This window comes from Vreelandella nigrificans, from assembly GCF_002374315.1.
In the GTDB taxonomy this organism is placed as follows: domain Bacteria; phylum Pseudomonadota; class Gammaproteobacteria; order Pseudomonadales; family Halomonadaceae; genus Vreelandella; species Vreelandella nigrificans.
In genome coordinates this window covers 279279-297544 of sequence record NZ_NWUX01000003.1, presented here as the reverse complement: position 1 = coordinate 297544, position 18266 = coordinate 279279, and the positions used below count along the sequence as shown (strand labels likewise).

The 18266-nt window shown below is 54.9% G+C and carries 16 protein-coding genes; 5 read left to right on the top strand and 11 right to left on the bottom strand.

Going from position 1 to position 18266, the window contains the following annotated elements; genetic code table 11:
* A partial coding sequence (locus tag CPA45_RS06790; protein ID WP_133066777.1) for a putative bifunctional diguanylate cyclase/phosphodiesterase occupies positions 1 to 1024 on the top strand: 1024 nt, incomplete at its 5' end.
* 37 nt (positions 1025 to 1061) lie between these two features.
* Here the strand turns inward: CPA45_RS06790 and CPA45_RS06785 are convergent.
* The 9 genes from CPA45_RS06785 to CPA45_RS06745 form a co-directional block, all read right to left on the bottom strand.
* Positions 1062 to 1586 carry a DUF2878 domain-containing protein gene (locus CPA45_RS06785; RefSeq protein WP_096650810.1) on the bottom strand — a complete coding sequence of 175 codons (525 nt, stop codon included), beginning with the start codon at positions 1584 to 1586 and terminating at the stop codon, positions 1062 to 1064.
* Complete coding sequence (locus tag CPA45_RS06780; protein ID WP_096650809.1) at positions 1587 to 2855, bottom strand: SAM-dependent methyltransferase; 1269 nt, start codon at positions 2853 to 2855, stop codon at positions 1587 to 1589.
* A complete protein-coding gene (locus tag CPA45_RS06775) occupies positions 2852 to 3616 on the bottom strand; it encodes a DUF1365 domain-containing protein (RefSeq protein WP_096650808.1) in 765 nt (254 codons plus the stop codon). Before CPA45_RS06775 ends, CPA45_RS06780 begins: the two co-directional genes overlap by 4 nt.
* A complete protein-coding gene (locus CPA45_RS06770; protein ID WP_096650807.1) occupies positions 3613 to 4965 on the bottom strand; it encodes an NAD(P)/FAD-dependent oxidoreductase in 1353 nt (450 codons plus the stop codon). The genes CPA45_RS06775 and CPA45_RS06770 overlap by 4 nt, the downstream gene beginning before the upstream one ends.
* Complete coding sequence (locus tag CPA45_RS06765) at positions 4962 to 5747, bottom strand: SDR family NAD(P)-dependent oxidoreductase (RefSeq protein ID WP_096650806.1); 786 nt, start codon at positions 5745 to 5747, stop codon at positions 4962 to 4964. Before CPA45_RS06765 ends, CPA45_RS06770 begins: the two co-directional genes overlap by 4 nt.
* 60 nt (positions 5748 to 5807) lie before the next feature.
* Positions 5808 to 6239: a nuclear transport factor 2 family protein gene (locus CPA45_RS06760; protein ID WP_096650805.1), complete on the bottom strand. Its 432-nt coding sequence runs from the start codon at positions 6237 to 6239 to the stop codon at positions 5808 to 5810.
* A gap of 114 nt (positions 6240 to 6353) precedes the next feature.
* Positions 6354 to 7766: a deoxyribodipyrimidine photo-lyase gene (phrB, locus tag CPA45_RS06755; protein ID WP_096650804.1), complete on the bottom strand. Its 1413-nt coding sequence runs from the start codon at positions 7764 to 7766 to the stop codon at positions 6354 to 6356.
* Between the two features lie 103 nt (positions 7767 to 7869).
* Positions 7870 to 8790: a MerR family transcriptional regulator gene (locus tag CPA45_RS06750; protein WP_208858461.1), complete on the bottom strand. Its 921-nt coding sequence runs from the start codon at positions 8788 to 8790 to the stop codon at positions 7870 to 7872.
* A 220-nt stretch (positions 8791 to 9010) separates the two neighbouring features.
* Positions 9011 to 10084 carry an NAD(P)/FAD-dependent oxidoreductase gene (locus CPA45_RS06745; RefSeq protein ID WP_244287542.1) on the bottom strand — a complete coding sequence of 358 codons (1074 nt, stop codon included), beginning with the start codon at positions 10082 to 10084 and terminating at the stop codon, positions 9011 to 9013.
* A 156-nt stretch (positions 10085 to 10240) separates the two neighbouring features.
* Between CPA45_RS06745 and CPA45_RS06740 the strand changes: the two genes are divergently transcribed.
* Entirely contained in the window at positions 10241 to 11143 is a 903-nt protein-coding gene (locus tag CPA45_RS06740; protein WP_096650802.1) for a TIGR01777 family oxidoreductase, read from the top strand.
* A 14-nt stretch (positions 11144 to 11157) separates the two neighbouring features.
* On the opposite strand, the gene rapA is transcribed toward CPA45_RS06740, so the two are convergent.
* Together rapA and CPA45_RS06730 are read right to left on the bottom strand one after the other, a co-directional pair.
* Positions 11158 to 14103 carry an RNA polymerase-associated protein RapA gene (gene rapA, locus CPA45_RS06735; protein ID WP_096650801.1) on the bottom strand — a complete coding sequence of 982 codons (2946 nt, stop codon included), beginning with the start codon at positions 14101 to 14103 and terminating at the stop codon, positions 11158 to 11160.
* A gap of 113 nt (positions 14104 to 14216) precedes the next feature.
* On the bottom strand, positions 14217 to 15020 hold the full coding sequence (locus CPA45_RS06730) for a TlpA family protein disulfide reductase (protein ID WP_096650800.1): 804 nt from the start codon (positions 15018 to 15020) through the stop codon (positions 14217 to 14219).
* Positions 15021 to 15087: 67 nt separating this feature from the next.
* Here CPA45_RS06730 and CPA45_RS06725 point away from each other — a divergent pair, with 67 nt between their 5' ends.
* The 3 genes from CPA45_RS06725 (at position 15088) to CPA45_RS06715 (ending at position 18197) form a co-directional block, all read left to right on the top strand.
* Positions 15088 to 15324, top strand: a complete 237-nt coding sequence (locus CPA45_RS06725) for a hypothetical protein (protein WP_096650799.1) — start codon at positions 15088 to 15090, stop codon at positions 15322 to 15324.
* On the top strand, positions 15314 to 16870 hold the full coding sequence (locus tag CPA45_RS06720) for a phospholipase D family protein (protein ID WP_244287541.1): 1557 nt from the start codon (positions 15314 to 15316) through the stop codon (positions 16868 to 16870). The genes CPA45_RS06725 and CPA45_RS06720 overlap by 11 nt, the downstream gene beginning before the upstream one ends.
* 118 nt (positions 16871 to 16988) lie before the next feature.
* On the top strand, positions 16989 to 18197 hold the full coding sequence (locus CPA45_RS06715) for an ABC transporter substrate-binding protein (protein WP_096650798.1): 1209 nt from the start codon (positions 16989 to 16991) through the stop codon (positions 18195 to 18197).
* Positions 18198 to 18266: the final 69 nt, after the last annotated feature.

Here is an 18266-nt window from a genome sequence, read left to right as displayed (position 1 = left end):
TCACGAGCAATGGGTGGCTAACCTGCGCGATCATATGTGCCGTCCGTTTGAGATTAATGACCATTCTCTACGTTTAGGGCTAACGTTTGGAACTTGCCGGGCTCCTGAGGATGGCCGTGACTCAGGCGTGTTGTTTCAGCGCTTGGAGTCTGCCTTATATAGCGCTAAACGGTTAGGGCGTAATCATAGCCAACGGTTTCGCCCGGCGCTGGATAAGCAGGATAACCCTCAACTTGCCCTCGTCAGCGATCTGCGAGCCGCACTCATTTCGGGCGATCAGTTGGAGCTTCACTATCAGACCCAGCACCATCCGGGGACTGGGGCTTTAGTTGGGATGGAGGCGCTGTTGCGTTGGCAACATCCCAAAGATGGGATGATTTCACCTGGAGACTTTATCCCTCTAGCCGAACGTCATGGTTTGATGGCTGAACTCGGTAGCTGGGTGATTGAAAAAGCCTGCGCCCAGCAGGCGCATTGGCAAAATAGCGGTATGCCGAAGGTAACGGTGTGGATCAATATTTCGGCCCTGCAGCTCTTTCAAGGTGACTTGGAAACCCAGCTTGCCACCTGCTTAGAACGCTATCGGCTGCGGCCCACCCAAATTGGCTTAGAGCTTACCGAGTCTGTGCTGCTCGATGAGCGTGCTGGGGATATGGGGCCGCGGCTACAGGCCTTAAAGGAGATGGGCTATGCCATCGCCATTGATGACTTTGGCACTGGTTATTCGTCGCTGGGCTACTTGAAGCGCCTGCCAGTGGACAAAATTAAGTTGGATCGCGCATTTATTCGTGAACTACCTAACGACCAAGCCGATGCGGCTATTGTTAAGGCGGTGCTCGCTATGGCTGCTGGAATGGGGCTTCAAGTAATCGCCGAAGGGGTAGAGACCCGAGAGCAGTGCGAGTTTTTAGTAAAGGCTGGATGTACCTTGGTGCAGGGCTTTTATTTTGCACGTCCACTGCCTGCTGATGAGCTGGAGAAGCGTTGGGCACCACTGTCATTGGTGGCTGGCGCACATGGATAACAGTAGGCGAATAAATAAATATTAACGGCCAGGCAGGTTAACGGATAGACAGGCTAGCCGTGCGCTTGAGACGCATTGCATAGCGGCTAATCCCAAAACATAGTACTGCCCAAATAGCAGCCTGGGTAGGCAGTAACCAAGGGGCAAGGCCCACGTCGGCAAGCGCAGCGCCACCCAGGTAGGAGAGCGGCCCACTGACCGCGCCGCAGGCTGCGGCAATCAGCGGGTAACGCCATAACCAGGCGAGTGAATGAAACACCAACGTGGCGAATAGGGGCCACAGCATCCATAGCCATAGTGGCAGCAAACCCACTGCTAACGCATGCCCACCAAAGTCAAAGCCGCCCACCAAATGTAGCCCGCCATCAATAGCCAGCCCCAGCACAGCAAACACACCGATAAAGCGCCATTCGCCAGGCTTGGCACAGCGCCAAATATGCCAGCCCAATAGCCCCGTGCCAGCGAAAGCCGCTACCCAAGAGCCACCTAACACACACAAAAGCCAGCCCGCCTCAAAGCGTAACGCGTTAAATAATATTTCGCGCCAGTGCTGTGTGGCCACTTACAGTGCGCCTGTGAGGGGTACTGGCTTTGCATTCGGTTTTGCCAATAGCAAGTGGCATGTGCCAATGGAGCGTTCAATAAAGCCTCCCTCGCAGTAGCATAGATAGTAGCGCCACATGCGAATGAAGCGTTCGTCGTAGCCCTGCTGGCGCACTTTATCCAGGTTGGCTTCAAAGCGGTGGCGCCACTCCCGCAGGGTGCGAGCATAGTGCTGACCAATCTCGTCTAGTGCCACCACATTAAGTGATGTTTTACGCGTTACGCTAGCTAACATGGCGTGATGCGAAGGCAGAAAGCCACCTGGAAAAATATAGCGCTTAATAAAGTCCATCTCCCGCTTGGCTTCGTCAAAGCGCTGGTCGCGAATAGTGATCGCTTGCAGCATGGCTTGACCATCTACAGTCAGCAAACTGTCAACTTTTTCGAGGTAGGTATTGAGGTATTGGTGGCCGACTGCTTCGATCATCTCTATCGAGATCAGTCGATCGTAACGCCCCTCCAACGCTCTATAATCCTGTTTGAGAAGCGTGATTTGCTCTTCCAGGCCCTCTTCCTTAATGCGCCGAGCCGTATGGGCGTGCTGCTCTTCAGAAATCGTTGTCGTCGTTACCTTGCAGCCGCGAGTTTTTGCCGCATGGATAGCCAGTCCACCCCATCCTGTGCCAATCTCGAGCAGGTGGTGCTCTGGCCGGACATCAAGCTTCTCGAGCATGATGTCGAGCTTGTAAGTAGAAGCCTCTTCTAGGCTTGCTTCCGGGTAGGGAAAGACGGCGCTGGAGTACATCCAGTGGCGTTGGTCTAAAAATGTAGCGAACAGGTCGTTGCCAATATCGTAGTGGGCCGAAATATTGCGCTTCGAACCAGTGATGCTATTGCGCTGAAAGCGGTAGGCAAGACCCAGTAACCAGCGCGCAATGCGTGCACTACCGTTTTCCATTTTGCCGTTTACTTGCTCCAGGTTTGTCGCAAACAGGCGCACCAATGTGACCAAATCATCAGTATCCCAATCACCATCCATATACGATTCTGCAGCGCCCACCGTGCCGCCAAAAGCTAGCCGTTTCCAAGCACGGGAGTGGCGGATAATCACCGTAACTTGAAGCGGTCCTGCCTGACCAAGATGGTGGCACTGGCTGCCCTCAATCAGGGTGATGCGGCCACCGCGAAAAGCATCCAACTGAGCCATTAAGCGTGGCTTAAGCCAGCGTGTAAAGCGGTCCTGGCATAGAGGCTGGCTGCTAGGGGGCGTGGTACGCAGGGTCGTCATTTTGAAGTCTCCTTGCGCTTCGGGTGGTTATAAACGGGGACGCGCTTAAGCCACAGGCGTAACGCTTCAAAATGGATACCCGCCACTGTTTTTATACTCATCAAGGGCTGCCGTGCCAGCGTAGTGAGTAGCACTCTGCGGGTAGCTGGCGCAGCTTCTAATGTCAGAGTGGCATCAAAATGACGCTCTCCGTCTTGCCAATTTTCCATGTGCAGGTAAAGCTGCTCGCCGGGGCAGTTAAACTTCCAGCGGTAGGCCATTTCCATTGGGTTAAATGGCGATACATGCATTGCTTTGAGAAAACTGGCTTGGTGGCTGTGCCGCGCAGATTCGACGTTGCAGGCATAGCAGGTTCGCTCCCGCCAGGGCATGTTGGTTACTTCACCGAGCACCGCTGCAAGCCTGCCCGCATTGTCGTAGGCGTAATAAACCGAGATAGGGTTAAATACCCTGCCTAGGGTGCGTAGCTGAGTAAGAACACAAACGCGCCCCTCCGGCGCACTGCCTAGCTGGCGGGTTAGCTCTTCGCGAACGGCAATGTGTAGGGGACGGTCAATGGGGCCTAAATAGTCTTCGCGGCGAAAGCGTGCTAGCGCAGGGCCGCGTGCGCTAAACCCAAAAACGCCGTCAAATAGCGTAGGCAGCTCGTCCAGGTCTAGCCATGCCATCCATACTTGGTAGCTAAAGGCGTGTATTTTGGGTGTGAAGCGGCGATGGCGCAGTGTGCCGCGATAAATGCGCGAGCGGGGTGCGGCGATCATCCCAATCCCTCCCCAGCGCTAGCGTTAGGCATCAGTTCATAGGCGGGGAGTGCGCTGGGGGGGGCTGGCGGAGTGGCCGCTTCATCGCAGCCTAATGCTTGGGCGACCCGCAGTGCACTCCATACACCGTCTTCGTGAAAGCCATTGCGCCAGTAAGCACCGCAGAAGTGGGTGCGCCTGGTGACCGAAGATATTTCTGCGTGGCGCTGCTGGGCTGCCTGACCTGCTAAGGTGAATTGAGGATGGGCGTAGGTATAGCGCCCCAATACCTTTGCGGGGTCGATGCTTGTGGAGTCATTCAGCGTGACGCAAAAGGTGGTTTCACTCTCCAAGCGTTGCAGGATGTTCATGTTGTAGGTGACCGAAACGCGCTCCTCTGCCTCACGGCCATCCAGCCGGTAGTTCCAGCTTGCCCATGCGCGCTGTCGCCGTGGCAGCAGTGCCGTGTCGGTATGCAGCACGACTTCATTATCCTGGTAGGGCATGGCACCGAGAATATCTTGCTCTGCCGCTGTCGGGTCACCTAGCAGGGTGAGTGCTTGGTCGGCGTGGCAGGCCAGTACTACTTGGTCAAAGTGTTGGGTGCCTTGCGCGGTGGTGACCCAAACGCCCGTATCGGAACGGCTTATGCTGGTCACCGGTGTATTTAAGTGAATGCGCGCGGCGTAAGGGGCAGTAAGGCTGGGAATGTAGCACTTCGAACCGCCTACCAAGGTATACCACTGAGGGCGGTTATTTACCGAAAGCAGGCCATGATTGCGGAAAAAGCGCACAAAAAAGGTCAGTGGAAAGGCGCGTAGGTCGCCAATACTTGCCGACCAGATTGCTGCTCCCATGGGCAGTAGGTAACGGCGTTGAAAGGTTTCACTGTAGCCTTCCAGGTCAAGGTACTCGCCTAGAGTCATCTCTCTCGGCAGTCGATGATTCTCTAAGTCGGCGGTGGCCTGTTTATTAAAACGTAAAATGTCGCTCAATAAGCGGTAAAACGAGGGGCGGAACAGATTGCGACGCTGAGCAAACAGTGATGTCAGTGTGTTGCCGTTATACTCAAAATCGACATCAGTTTCATGCACCGAGAAGCTCATTTCAGTGGCTTGGCTGGGCACGCCGAGCGTTTCCAGCAGGTGCTGAAAGTGAGGGTAGGTCCAGTCATTAAAGACGATAAAACCGGTGTCGATGGCGTATTGTTTGCCTCCTACCTCAACATCCATGGTGGCGGTGTGGCCGCCTAACCGCGCGCCTGCTTCAAACAGGGTTACTTCATGCTGGGCAGACAAATACCAGCCAGCTGCCATGCCGCTGACACCACTGCCAATAATAGCAATACGCTGCGATGCTGTGCCGCTCATTGTTGTTCCTCTTGGCGTCGTGTCATACGTAGACCGATGTAGTGCCGTATTACGGGGGGTAAAATGCCCAAACATTTAACGATATAGGTAAAGCGGCGAGGAAAATGAATATCCAGCCGCCCTTTGACCAAGCCTGTAATAATCGCATCAGCTGCTGCGTCGGCGGATACCTGCATGGGCATCGGGAAATCGTTGCGATCAGTTAGCGGCGTTTTAACGAAACCTGGGTGGATCAAACTGACATCGATACCTTCGTGGTCCAGATCTAGGCGAAGGGATTCAAAAAAATAGCTAATCGCCGCTTTTGAAGCACCATAGGCTTCTGCGCGGGGTAGCGGTAAATAGGCTGACGCACTGGAAGTGGCAGCCAAGCGGGCAGGTTTACCCTCTTTGCGTGCCGTGCGTAATAGCGGCAGGGCGGCTTCAACGCAGTACAGTACGCCAAATAGATTAGGTGTGAACACACGCTCCACCAGCGCCATATCAAAGTGCTGCGCATCGAGATATTCGCAGGTACCAGCGTTAAATAGCGCGATATCCAGTGCACCTACCCACTGTTGAATTTGCTCTCCAGCAGCAAGCACTGCTTGGCGATCGCCTATATCGAGCGGTAGTGGGTAAGCCTTGGCATGGCCTTCGCAAAGAGTGTTTAGCGCCTCCTGGTTACGCGCACTTAGTACTACCTGATGGCCCTGGGCAATGAGCTTTTTTGCAAGCGCCTCACCTATGCCGGAGGTGGCACCTGTTAGCCAAATACGTTGGGGCGTTTTCCATGTGCTCATTGTGCCTCTCCAGGTGCCCCTGCCTGCACAGAAGATGCGTGCACTCAAGCAAAGGGATAATTAACTAAGGCGATGCTTTAACCAGCGTATGGCTCGACCTATTAGTGGTAGATGTTCATATAGCATCGCTCCAGCGTCGAAGTAGTCACGATGGCGTAATACTCGACCATCATCAGCAAACGTTAACGCGCTACACCCCTCTACGCGAATTGGCTGGCCACGGGCTAAGCGAGGGTGGATAAACACCATTGTCCACGTCACAAATGCTTGATTAGCCTGCTGTTGCTGCGTGTGATAAGTAAACTGACAGCGCTCAATATTTTCGTACATAGTGGCGAAATAGCGCTCCAGCGCCTCGCGGCCTTCAACATGGTGCAGTGGGTCGCTGAAGACTACTTCTTCAGTATATACCTCGTATAGCTTTTCTGTACAGGTGTTGTCTAGCTTATTGAAGAAGGCACAAAAGTTCGCTAAGGCTTGCTCGTTAGACATCACGCGCTCCTTACCTAGGGTGGAGTACAGCAAAGTAAGATGGGGCTCTCCCTGCGCTGCACTGGGTTGGGGTATTGTGCAGCGTAGGAAATATGAGGTTGCTGGCTGCTACTGCTATTTCGAAAGCGCTTTAAAGGCATCCAGAGCGCGCAGGCGAGCGGTTTTGTGATCAACGATCGGCGCGGGGTAATCAATTGGATTTAGCATATCCTGCGGTGGCGCATGGCGCGCTTTGGCAGGCAAGCTTTCAAGCACTGGCAGCCAATGGGCGATAAACTCACCCTCTGCGTCAAAGCGCGTGGACTGAGTGGTAGGGTTAAAAATACGAAAGTAGGGTGCCGCATCGGTGCCGGTAGAAGCTGCCCACTGCCAGCCGCCATTGTTAGCACAGAACTCGCCATCGACTAAGTGGCGCATAAAAAATGCCTCGCCGCGGCGCCAGTCGATCAGCAGGTGCTTACTCAAGAACATCGCGGTTACCATGCGCAGTCGGTTATGCATCCAGCCCGTGGCTACCAACTGTCGCATGGCTGCATCTACCAGCGGGTAGCCAGTTCGTCCTTCACACCATGCTTTAAAGCCTTCATCGTCATTGCGCCACTTAAGCTGCTGGGTATGCGCTTGAAAAGGTTGGTAACGGCATACCTGGGGAAAGCCCACCACTACGTGCTGATAAAATTCGCGCCAAACAAGCTCGTTCACCCAGGTGGTAAGTCCTGCATCTCCGTCGGCCAAGTGGCCACCATTTTCGCTCATGACAGCTTGTAGGCATTGGCGGTAGGAGATCATGCCCAGTGCCAGGTAGGGTGATAACTCGCTGGTGCCGCGTACTTTAGGGAGGTCGCGCTGGGCCTTGTAGTGGCGGCCTCGAAAACGTAAAAAGCGCTCTAAATTATCGCTGGCAGCACTTTCGCTGGCTAGCCACAGGCGACCATCTACTGGCTCTTCATCAAGTGCTGGCAGAGTGGGCAGTGGATCGCTTTCGATCGCTAATGGGGACTGCACCTTAGGAGTGTCACGTAGCGTCAGCTGATCGGCGGTAATCTGCTTGTGCCATGCTTTCGAAAATGGTGTGAAAACACCGTAATAGTCACCTTTGCCTGTTAAGAGACTACCGGGGGCGAAGGCAATTGCGTCGTGGTAGCCCTGAACGCTAATTCCTTGCTGCTTGAACGCTTCCTGAACGGCTTGATCGCGGCGCTGCTCGTTAAGTGGGTACTCAAGGTTGAAGTGAAGCTGGTCAACTTTATGCTCATGAGCAATGTCCAGCAGCACCTGTGCGGCATCGTCATAAGTGTCAATGTCGCGGTGTAATAGAGGAATGTTTAGACCATCAAGAGAGGCTTTAATTGCCGCCACACCGCGTGCCCAAAAGTCGATTTTATTAGCGCCATGGCCGTGGGCCTGCCACTGTTTAATACTACGTAAAAAAACTGCCACAATCGGCCCCTTTGCTGCGGCAGCAGCGAGCGCCGAGTTGTCGTGGGTACGTAAATCACTGCGCAACCATACAAGCTGTACGTTCATAGCGACTCCTGCTCAGGGCTAAAAAATTGGCCGCTGCCCTATGTGGGCAAGCGGCCATGCGATTAACGCGACAGCAACTATCATACTGATTAAAAACAGTCAGTTATAGCACGCCGGATTCGCGTAGCAGCGGGCGAAGCCGGGCAATTGCTTGAGGCAGGTCATCGCCCAGCATGTGTACGGGGCCATCACGAAGCTCGCCTTCTCTTAACCGAGCAACTTCACCGCATACGCCAATTGGCACATTGAGTGAGTGGGCTGCCTGAGGCAGAGCGTGACGAATGTAGTCATCGCTTTCCCGCTGGCCGCTAGAGAGCAGTATCATGGATGAGTGTAGCCGTGCCACTGCTTGGGGAAGGTCTGTCAGTGCCAGGGAGTGGTCAAGTAGCTGCACTCGGTAGCCCTGTTCACTGGCCATCAGCGCACACATTAATACCCATAGTGGTCCTGGGTCGTCGGGCATAGCGCTCAGTAGAATCTGCGGCCCCCGAGTAGCTTGGTTGGCATAGTGGAGCCGTATCCCCACTTGGCTGCGCAAGAAGGCTTCCAGAGTGCGACGCACAAGATCATCAGGCTGGCTTGCCCACTTTGCTTCCAGGGCCAAAATAACGGGCTGCCATAGCTCGTTGATAGCTACGCTAAGTGGATACAGTGCCAAACTCTGGTAGTACAACGCCTCTAGCTTGGGTAAATCGATTGACTCAATCACCGCTTGAAGTTGTTGGCGCTGACTTGCCCAGTCACCTGCTTCGGGAGCGGGGGTTTCTACTGTTTCAGGCTGATCGAGTAAATCCACTACCTGGCTGACGGGCACTCCACGGTTGAGCCACTGCAATATACGCTCAATACGGGTGATATCGTCTTGGGCATAAAGTCGATGACCCTTTGGGGTACGTTGTGGGCGGATTAAACCATAGCGTCGCTCCCAGGCACGGAGGGTGACCGAATTCACACCCGTCAAGCGGGAAACTTCCCGAATCGGATAGAGCGGGGTATCGGGTGGGTGGGTCGCCTTATTGCTCATGGGCGCCATTGCCTCTTGGTTGCCTACAGGGAATGCTGCAGGGGTCTGTCAATAGTTGTTGTAGCACTGCGTTAGCGCTTAACCGGCGCTTTGCCACATATCTGCCAAATAATTGGATAGCGAGTAATCGTATAGATAGAGACACGCTATTATAGGCACCTTTGTACAACTTGTGGCTGTTGGGTACAACCTTTAGGCCGTACCTGTTGAAAGCTTGGTTCTACTCACATTGGTGGACCGACTGGCCTAATAGTGCGTTTGCTAGCTCAAAACCAGAGAGCCAGGCATCCTCAACACGACTACCACGAAAGCTATCCCCACATAGTGCTAAGCCCTGCTGGCTGTATAGGTATGATTGTTGCCCAACTTCTGCGGGCTGAGCATATCGCCAACGATGGGCACCCCACTCAATGAGCTCAGGCAACGCCGTGTTTTCTGGAAACAGCGCTGTAAAAGCGCTGAGCAACCGCTGAGCTGCAATATTGTTGTCGAGTTCGATATGTGCATCGCTCCAAGTCAATTGAGCCAATAAGCTGACGCTTTCCTGCTGCTGCTCGCGTCCTGGCTTGGTGCTGTTTCGTGTAGCTAAACGTAGCACCTCATGGGCCGTTGCTACGCTGTGCCAATTGGGCATCACGTCAGCAATGGGGGGGAGCGGCGTCGCAAAAATTGCCCAGCCTGCCCAGCAGCCGTGCTGTGGGCTAGCCTGGCAGGCAGTCGCTAAATCGGTATCCCATTTGGCGACTAGCGCATGGGCTTGGGGTGGTGGCGCACTAATTACTACTACGTCAAAGGGGCCGTATGAAGCGCCGTTTTGATCAATTAGCTGCCAACCACTCGACGTTTTTTCAAAGGCCACTATCGCCGTGTCGTATATCTGAGCGGTGCTTGGTAGCGAGGCAAGCGTTTCAGCCATATGACGGGTAATGGCGCTCATACGGGGGGCACCTGTATAGCGTATTTGGCCGTCATTGTGCGTTAGCCAACCGCTTGAGCTAGCCTGATAACAACAGGTGGGCCAAATAGCTACACAGCCTGCTTGTTGCCACTCCTTTACGGTTTGCGCGAAGCGCTTGTCACGTACAGTGAATGCCTGGGCGCCTAAATCGACAGTTGCTGTTGGGCGGCGCTTGCTAGACATCCGGCCGCCGGGGCCGCGTGCTTTATCAAACAGTGAGACGCTAGCCCCCTCTTTGGCTAACGTCTGCGCACAAGCCAAGCCAGACATCCCGGCCCCAATAACTGCCATGCGGCGAGGCGTTAACTGAGAGTGTGAAGTAGGAGTGGCGTCCATAAATCCCCTTAGTACTAGAAGAGCTGTAGCTTGCGATGTGCTTTGAATATATTTGTCTTTGTAATACTTGTGTATAAATATCGTACAATAAAAATCATATGCAACCAATATTACATTAGGCTGCACCTACTTCTTTTCATTTACTGGAGCGACACCATGCGGGTATTAATAACAGGAGGCAGCGGCTTTGTTGGTCAGCGGCTATGCCAGCAACTAATCGCATCAGGACATCAGGTTCAAGTGGTTTCCCGCACGCCTCACAGCGTGCGGGATCGGCTACCAGCTACCTGTGATATTCGTGATAGTGCTCAGGCGTTTGTTGATGCTCCAGCGGATGCGCTGGTCAATTTAGCGGGTGAGTCGATAGCCGCCAAGCGCTGGAGTGACAACCAGAAAAATGAGCTCATACGTTCACGGCTGGAGAGCACGGTACAGCTGGTAGCGCTATGCGAGCAGCTACAAGCTAATGGCCAACCGTTGCCCAAGGTGATGGTGAGTGGTTCTGCCATGGGCTATTACGGTGACCAGGGCAATAAAGTGGTAGATGAAAAAACCCCACCAAACGATGAGTTTGCTCACCGATTGTGCGAGCAGTGGGAGGCGGCCGCTAAGCCTGTTGAGGCGCTGGGTGTTCGTTTAGCGCTTCTGCGTACTGGCTTGGTGTTAGATGCGGGTGGCGGTTCGTTACAGAAAATGCTGCCACCGTTCAAGTTGGGACTAGGTGGGCGCTTTGGGGATGGTAAGCAGTTTATGCCTTGGATACATCGGGATGATCTGGTAGCAGCGATTGTGTTTTTACTCAACGAGTCGTCGTTATCAGGTGCATTTAACGGTAGTGCGCCGCACCCGGTGACTAATGAGGAATTTACCAAGGTGTTGGCCAAACAGTTGCATCGCCCCGCGGTGTTGCCCGTACCGGCTTTTGCCTTAAAAGCGGGCTTGGGGGAGATGTCACAGCTATTGCTAACCGGTGCAGATATGCGGCCCACGCGGCTTGTCGAGGCTGGGTTTACCTTTCAGTACCCAACTCTCGACAAGGCGTTAGCCGCTATTCTTTAGCCGAATATCGCGTTTTAGGCGTTAGGGTCGACGGTGATGACTACTCGCACTGAGTCCAGCCGTAGACGGGTATTTTCGATAGCGTCGCTCAATGCCTGGCGCTCTTGCTTTAACGCCTCTAGCTCCTCGGCACGTACCGCTGGGTTGTGCTCTGCCAATGCTGTTAAGCGGGCGAGTTCGCTGTCCAATTGCGCGCGCATACGGCTTTCAGCAGCCTCCACAATGCTGGGTAGCTCGCGCTCGGCTTCGCCTTCTCCCTGGGTTAGCAGATCGCGCAGCTGATCGTGACGGCTTTTAATCAAGTCACGGGCCAGTGACTTATTGACCTTCTGGAGGTTTTTACCCAGGCCAGTGAAGGAGATTTTGCTGGTTAGATTAGCACCAGACTCATCCAGCAGGACGCGGATTGCTGTGGGGGGTAAGAAGCGGTTAATGTGCAGCGATTTAGGTGCTGGGCAGTGAGTACGGAATACCAGCTCTGCCATTAGTCGGCCGCTGGGAATCGCTGGATGGCGTAGCAGCGCCAGGGCAGTATTGCCCATGGTGCCATCTAATATGCGCTCCATCATTTCACGCAGCAGCGGGTGCTCCCAGGAGAGCCGCTGTATGTCGTCTCGTGCCAGTGCCTGGGCGCGACTATAGGTAGCAGAGAAGCCCTCTTCGCCTTTTACTAACCCAGGAAGGCCATCGAGCATGTGTTGGCTGGGCTGGAGGTGGAGTAGGCCGTTGCCAATCTCCTGGCTATCAACGCCAAAAACATCCAGTGCCCGCTCAACAAACTTCGGTAGTGCTGGATCTTCGTCGAGTTCGCGCACTGCGTCACTTACCTGCTTTGCGCGTGTAGGGCGACAGGCATTTAGCTCCAGTAGGCGGTTGCGCCCGGCATCTCGTTCGGCCAGCTTGGCGGTAAACATTTGCCGGGTTTCGGCGATGATTTCATCAAGCATCTCATCGTCGAGCAGGGCATCGGCCAAAGCGTCGCCAAAGGCATCGAATAGCTCACTACCAATGCCATGGGGGGCACTGAACGCATCCATGCCTTCGTGGTACCAGCGCAGCAGCCGCTCGCCGGGGCTACCAGTAAATGTAGGCGCGTGCAATTCTATGGCATGGCGTTGGCCAATACGGTCTAAGCGGCCAATGCGCTGCTCCAGCTGGTCAGGGTGCTGGGGCATATCAAACATCACCAAGTGGCGGCAGAACTGGAAATTACGCCCTTCTGAGCCGATTTCAGAGCACACCAGCACTTGGCAGCCATCCTCTTCGTCGGCAAACGCCGCCGCGGCACGGTCACGCTCAACCAGCGATAGGCCTTCATGGAATACAGGCGCATGGTAGCCACCCAGCACACGAAGTCCTTCGGCAAGCCCTTCTGCGGTTTCTCTATGGTGGGCAATGATCAGTACTTTGTCGTTGGCGAAGCCGCTTTCGCTATCGTCGCTGAGCTTCTCTAGCAGCCAGTTCACCCGTGGGTCGATATGCCACCAGGACTCGGTGTTAAGCGGGTCGTTGCTTAGCTCTCGGTACGTCGCGTCCGGGTAGATCAGTACATCCGGGTGATCTATGCCAGTTTCGATCAGCAGTTCGTCGAGATAGTCTTCATCGCGTTCTAAGCGACGTACCACCCGGCGATAGGCTGACGGCATTTCTAGCGCTTCAAGGTGCAAGCGGCGCTCGGGGAAACCACCAACATGACGGCGACTATTGCGGAACATTACTCGGCCTGTACCGTGGCGATCGAGTAGCGCGTCGCGCAACTGGGCGCGTGCGGCGTCCTGCTGCTCGCTACTGGCCTCTTGGTTACACAGGGTTGCCAGCAACGCTTGGCTATCGCGATCATCTGCGACGACTTCTACGCGGCTGCGTGCCTCCACCGCGTTAGGCAGCTCATCCAGGGCATCGATGGCACTGGCCACCGCAATGTAGTGGCGCTCTTCGTCTTTGAAACGCTCAATATCGTGGTAGCGCTCAGCATCCAGCAGGCGTAGGCGAGCAAAGTGGCTCTCAACACCCATCTGCTCCGGTGTGGCAGTTAGCAGCAGTAGGCCAGGAATTTCGGCGGCGAGCTGTTCAACACACTGATAGCCGGGGCCGCTGCCTTCGCTGCTCCAGTCCAGATGGTGGGCTTCATCCACGATCAACAGATCAAAGCGGCTGGCTAGCGCCTGGTCTTGGCGGTGGATATTGGCAAACAGCCAGCCTTGGCTGGCCAGTACTAACTGGGCGCTCTCAAACGGGTTAGCGCTGCCGTGGGCTTGGCTTTGATGCTCATCCAGCAGGCTAACGTTGAGCGAGAAACGGCGCAAAAGCTCGACCAGCCACTGGTGGGTTAAGCTATCCGGCACCAGTATTAGCGCCCGCTCTATCCGGCCAGTGAGGAGCAGGCGGTGTAGGATCAGGCCTGCTTCAATGGTTTTACCCAGCCCGACTTCATCCGCCAGTAGTACCCGTGGCGCGTGGCGTCCTGCCACTTCGTCGGCGATATATAGCTGGTGAGGGATAAGGTCGATACGCGGGCCGGCAAAGCCTAAAGCGCTGTGCTGCTCAATACGCTGGTAGTGGTGCAAGGTGCGAAAGCGTAGGTCAAACCAGTCGTTGCGGTCTACCTGGCCGGTCAGTAAGCGGTCTCGGGCCTGGTCGAACTGCATCGTGTCGGCTAGTTTCGCTTCTGGCAGCTCGCGTAGATTTCCTTCGCTATCTTCGCCAATGTAAGTGATCAGACCGCCAGACTCTTTGCTGTCATCAACGAGCATCTGCCAGCCGTCGGCTGAGAGCACGCGGTCCCCGCTACCAAACATCACGCGGGTTAATGGCGCCTGGCGTGTGTTATAGGTGCGGGTTTCCTGGCTGGCACTGAACAAAATGGTAACGCTACGGGCGTCGCAGTTAAGCACGGTGCCGAGTCCAAGCTCAGCCTCGCCGTCACTAATCCAGCGCTGGCCGGGAGAAAAATCGCTCATGATGCCTCAGGGAAGTCTACAAAACGGGTCATACGCCACCGGGAAGGTTCGCCGATGGCAGCAGGGCGGGGGATTCTAACGCAAAGCAGCGAGGGGATTAAGATCTATTGGCTTCAATCTTCCAACCAGCGGCTTAATTGAGCACGAGTAAGCTCGCCGACATGCACGTCCAGCGTGTTGCCCTGGCGGTCAAAGAGCACTGTGGTGGGCAAGCCCGGCGCCTTGAACTGCGCCATCAGCGTTTGGCTTGGATCGCGCAGTGCATAGCGAAACGAAAGCCCCTGCTCGTCCAAATAACGCACGATGGGGAGCAGGTCTTCACCTTGGTTAGCGATGACAACGCTTACCTCGTCACGCTTGGCGGCCTCTTCCAGTAACGGCATTTCTCGCAGGCAGGGAGGGCACCAAGTGGCCCATAGATTAACGATAATCAGGTCGCCGTTTTCACTGAGCGACGGTAAATGCACAGGGTTACCGTCAACATCCTCTAGCGTGACATCCGGCAGAGTATCCACAGCAAACTGATTACCCAGCGGCGCGAGTGTCACTACCACAAGCCATAGGCTAGACGCGCCAACGAGCATTGCCAGGGCACCTATCATCGACAGCAGGTGCGTGCGCAGTGACCAGACTGTCCATAGCAACCCCGCGAATAAGCCACCCAAACCATAATAGCCGGGTTGCCACAGCTTCAGGATATCCAGTGGTGCAGCGTAGTAGCTTTCCCAGTTGAGCGCGACGTAGGCCACGCGTGCGCCCACCACCCATGCCAACAGCAGCCCGTTAAACCAGCGGCTATGCTGGCGTGCTGATACACCCAGTAAATAGCGGCTGGCCAGTAGCAGCAGCAGCGCGCAGCCAATGGCATATAGCCGTGGCAGTGAAATTAGCAGTGGGCCGAGGGCAATCGCGTTCATCAGTTTTCCCGTTAAGCAGGTACACTAGTAGACCATATCATGCACGTTAGAAATTACGGAGATGTCTATGCCGCAACCCGCCTTCGACATGCTGCGGGCGCTGGCCATTGGGTCGCAAGCGCTGGGCTTAATGCTGATTATTACCTTAGAAACCATGATGGGTGACGCTGCCCGCCCCTGGCAGGGTGTTGTGTTGGCCTGCATGGTGACCGCAGCGTTGGCTATCGCATTGGTAAGGCTATATCGCCGTAACCGCTTGCGTAAGCGACAGGCACAGAGGCTAGCTGATCACGATGATGACTAGCACCAAGCGGTGCTCTCACTGGCTGTTAGCTGCCACGATCACCACCCTGTTAGCAGGCTGTACCCATACTGTAGTACGTGAGCATCACGTTAGCCTTGAACCACCGGAAGCACGACAAACCTGGCTTGGCAATCAGGCTGCCCTCGCGCTGGATGCGCAGCCGGATCCTGATGGTTTTGCACTGCTGGCCAACGGCCAGGCGGCGTTCGCTGTACGAGCAGGGTTGATTCGCCAAGCCCAGCAGACACTGGATATTCAGACGTATTTACTTGGCGATGGCCAAACCACGCGGCTGGTGCTATCTAAGTTGATTGAGGCTGCTGAGCAAGGCGTGCGCGTTAGGCTGCTCGTAGATGATATTGGTGCAACTGGGCAGGGTGGCCGTTTAGCGGCATTGTCCAGTCACCCGGCTATTCATGTGCGGGTTTATAACCCACTTTCGGTTGGCCGTGGGCATCTTGTTCCCAGGGTTCTGGCATCGGTAGTCAACCCCACCCAGCAGCATCGACGCATGCACAATAAACTGTGGGTGGCCGATAATAGCGTGGCGATTGTCGGCGGGCGCAACCTGGGGGATGAGTATTTCGACGCCAATGACGCACGCAACTTTGCTGACCTCGACCTAATTACGATTGGCGAGGTAGTGCCTACGTTATCAGATAGCTTTGATCTTTACTGGAATCATGGCTTAGCCCAACCCATAGAGCGTTACCATCAGGTAGACGCCAATGCTTGGCTCTCGTTGAAGATGGAGCTGACAGACTGGCTAGATAACAACGCAGACTCTGACTATTTTACCGAGCTTCGCCGCCAGCCGCGCAGCGCTCCCCCATGGGAGGCCTTGCACTGGGGGAAGGGGATAGCCCTATGGGATGCGCCTGGCAAGGTGGCTCATTCTGGCACCCCAGATTGGCAATCCACGCTAATGGGGGATTTAACCGCCGCAACGACACTAAACGAGCGATTAATACTGATTTCTGCCTATTTTGTGCCAACCGAGCGTGGTGTAGAGCGCTTGGTTGAGCTCGCTCAACAAGGGGTAGAGGTGGATATTATTACTAACTCGCTGGAGGCAACCGATGTCGCGATGGTACACGGTGCTTACGCCCCTTGGCGGCAGGCGCTGCTTGAAAGCGGAGTAGCCCTCTATGAATTGCGCCCTGAGCAGGAGTCATCCTCCTCAGTCGATAGAGGAGAGATGCGTGTGCCAGGGGCATCAGCATCGGCGCTGCATATTAAAGCTATCCGTTATGATGACCAGTTGTTTGTCGGCTCGTTTAATGCCGATCCACGGTCAGTTTTTTGGAATACGGAAGTAGGCGTGCTAGCGCGTAGTGAATCGCTGTTGCAGGCGTTTAATGAGTTAGTGGCGGTAGGCCAAAAGCCATCTATTAGCTACCGAGTAGTGCTTGCTGATAATGGTAAATTGAACTGGCAATTTGAGCGGGAGGGACAGCTTGAAGTGCTCACCAAAGAGCCGGGAAGCGTTTGGCGCCACTTTAATGCTTGGCTAAGCCATACGCTGCGCCTTGAACGCTGGCTATAAACGAAATGTAAGGTAGCGTTAGAAAGCGTTACTTGTGTTTTTTGCATTCCGGTTCCAGATTAAGAGAAGTCCCGTGCTGGACCGTTGGGGCATTTAATCACTGGGAGCGACCAATAATATGATTAATAAGCGCGCATTAGTCACCGCCGTTGCGGCCTCATCGTTCGCCTTAACGGCGATGGCCCAGGCAGAGGTTAAAGTTGGCTTCTTGGGCGGTTTTACCGGGGGAATTGAAAGCCTTACGCCCCCTATTTTTGAGGGTGCCAAGCTGGCCGTGGCTCAGATAAATGAACAGGGGGGGATTTTAGGCGGCCAAACATTGGTCATGCCGTCAGGGGACACCACCTGCTCTGATGCGTCGGCAGCCTCTAATGCTGCCGACCGAATGGTGAATTCCGAGCGGGTCACCGCAATTGTGGGTGCACTTTGCACTGGGGCCACTATTGCGGCTGCCAATAATGCAGCCATTCCAGGTGGCGTACTGATGGTTTCGCCAGCGTCTACTGCTCCGGCGGTTTCTGAGCTGGACGACAATGATTTGGTTTTCCGCACCGTGCCTTCTGATGCCTTCCAAGGTGAAATGCTGGCTAAGCTATTGCTTGATAAAGGCATCGACTTTGTGGCGGTGACCTACGTCAATAACGACTACGGCCGTGGCCTCTCAGAGGCGTTTAGCACAGCCTTTGAAGAGGGTGGTGGTGAAGTTGCAGAAAACCTTGCCCACGAAGATAACCGTGCCGACTACCGTTCCGAGTTAGGCTCACTGTCAGCAAGCGGTGCCGACACACTCGTTGTACTGGCTTACGCCGATACCTCTGGCCAAACGGTGCTGCGCCAAGCCTATGAAAGCGGCATGTTTACGCAATACGTCGGTGCTGATGGGATGGTGGGCGATAGTCTCATCCAGGCCATTGGTGCTGACGTGCTGGACGGGATGATTGCCACACGCCCTGGTAGCCCTGACCTACCGGGCACTGAGATTTTCAACGCAGCGGCAGCCGCGGCAGGTATTGACCCTAGTGCAGTCTTCGCTGCCCAGGCATACGATGCTGCTTTCCTGGTGGCACTGGCCATTGAGCAGAACGGTAGTGCTGAGCGCGAAGGGTTAAGCGAAGCGTTACGTAGTGTTTCCAGCGCGCCGGGCGAGATCATCCTGCCGGGTGAGTGGGAAAAAGCAGTGGAGCTGATAGCGGCAGGTACCGAGATCAATTACGAGGGTGCCTCTGGCTCCCACGAGTTTGATGAGAACGGTGATGTGCCTGGTGTGGTCGTAGAGATGGTCGTCGAAAACGGTACCTTTACCAGCAAAGGTCTGGTGGAGCTATAAATTCTAAATAGAGTAGCGGCGCTATCAGGTAGCAAGCATTAGCAAAGCAAAATGCCCTAGGTCACACCG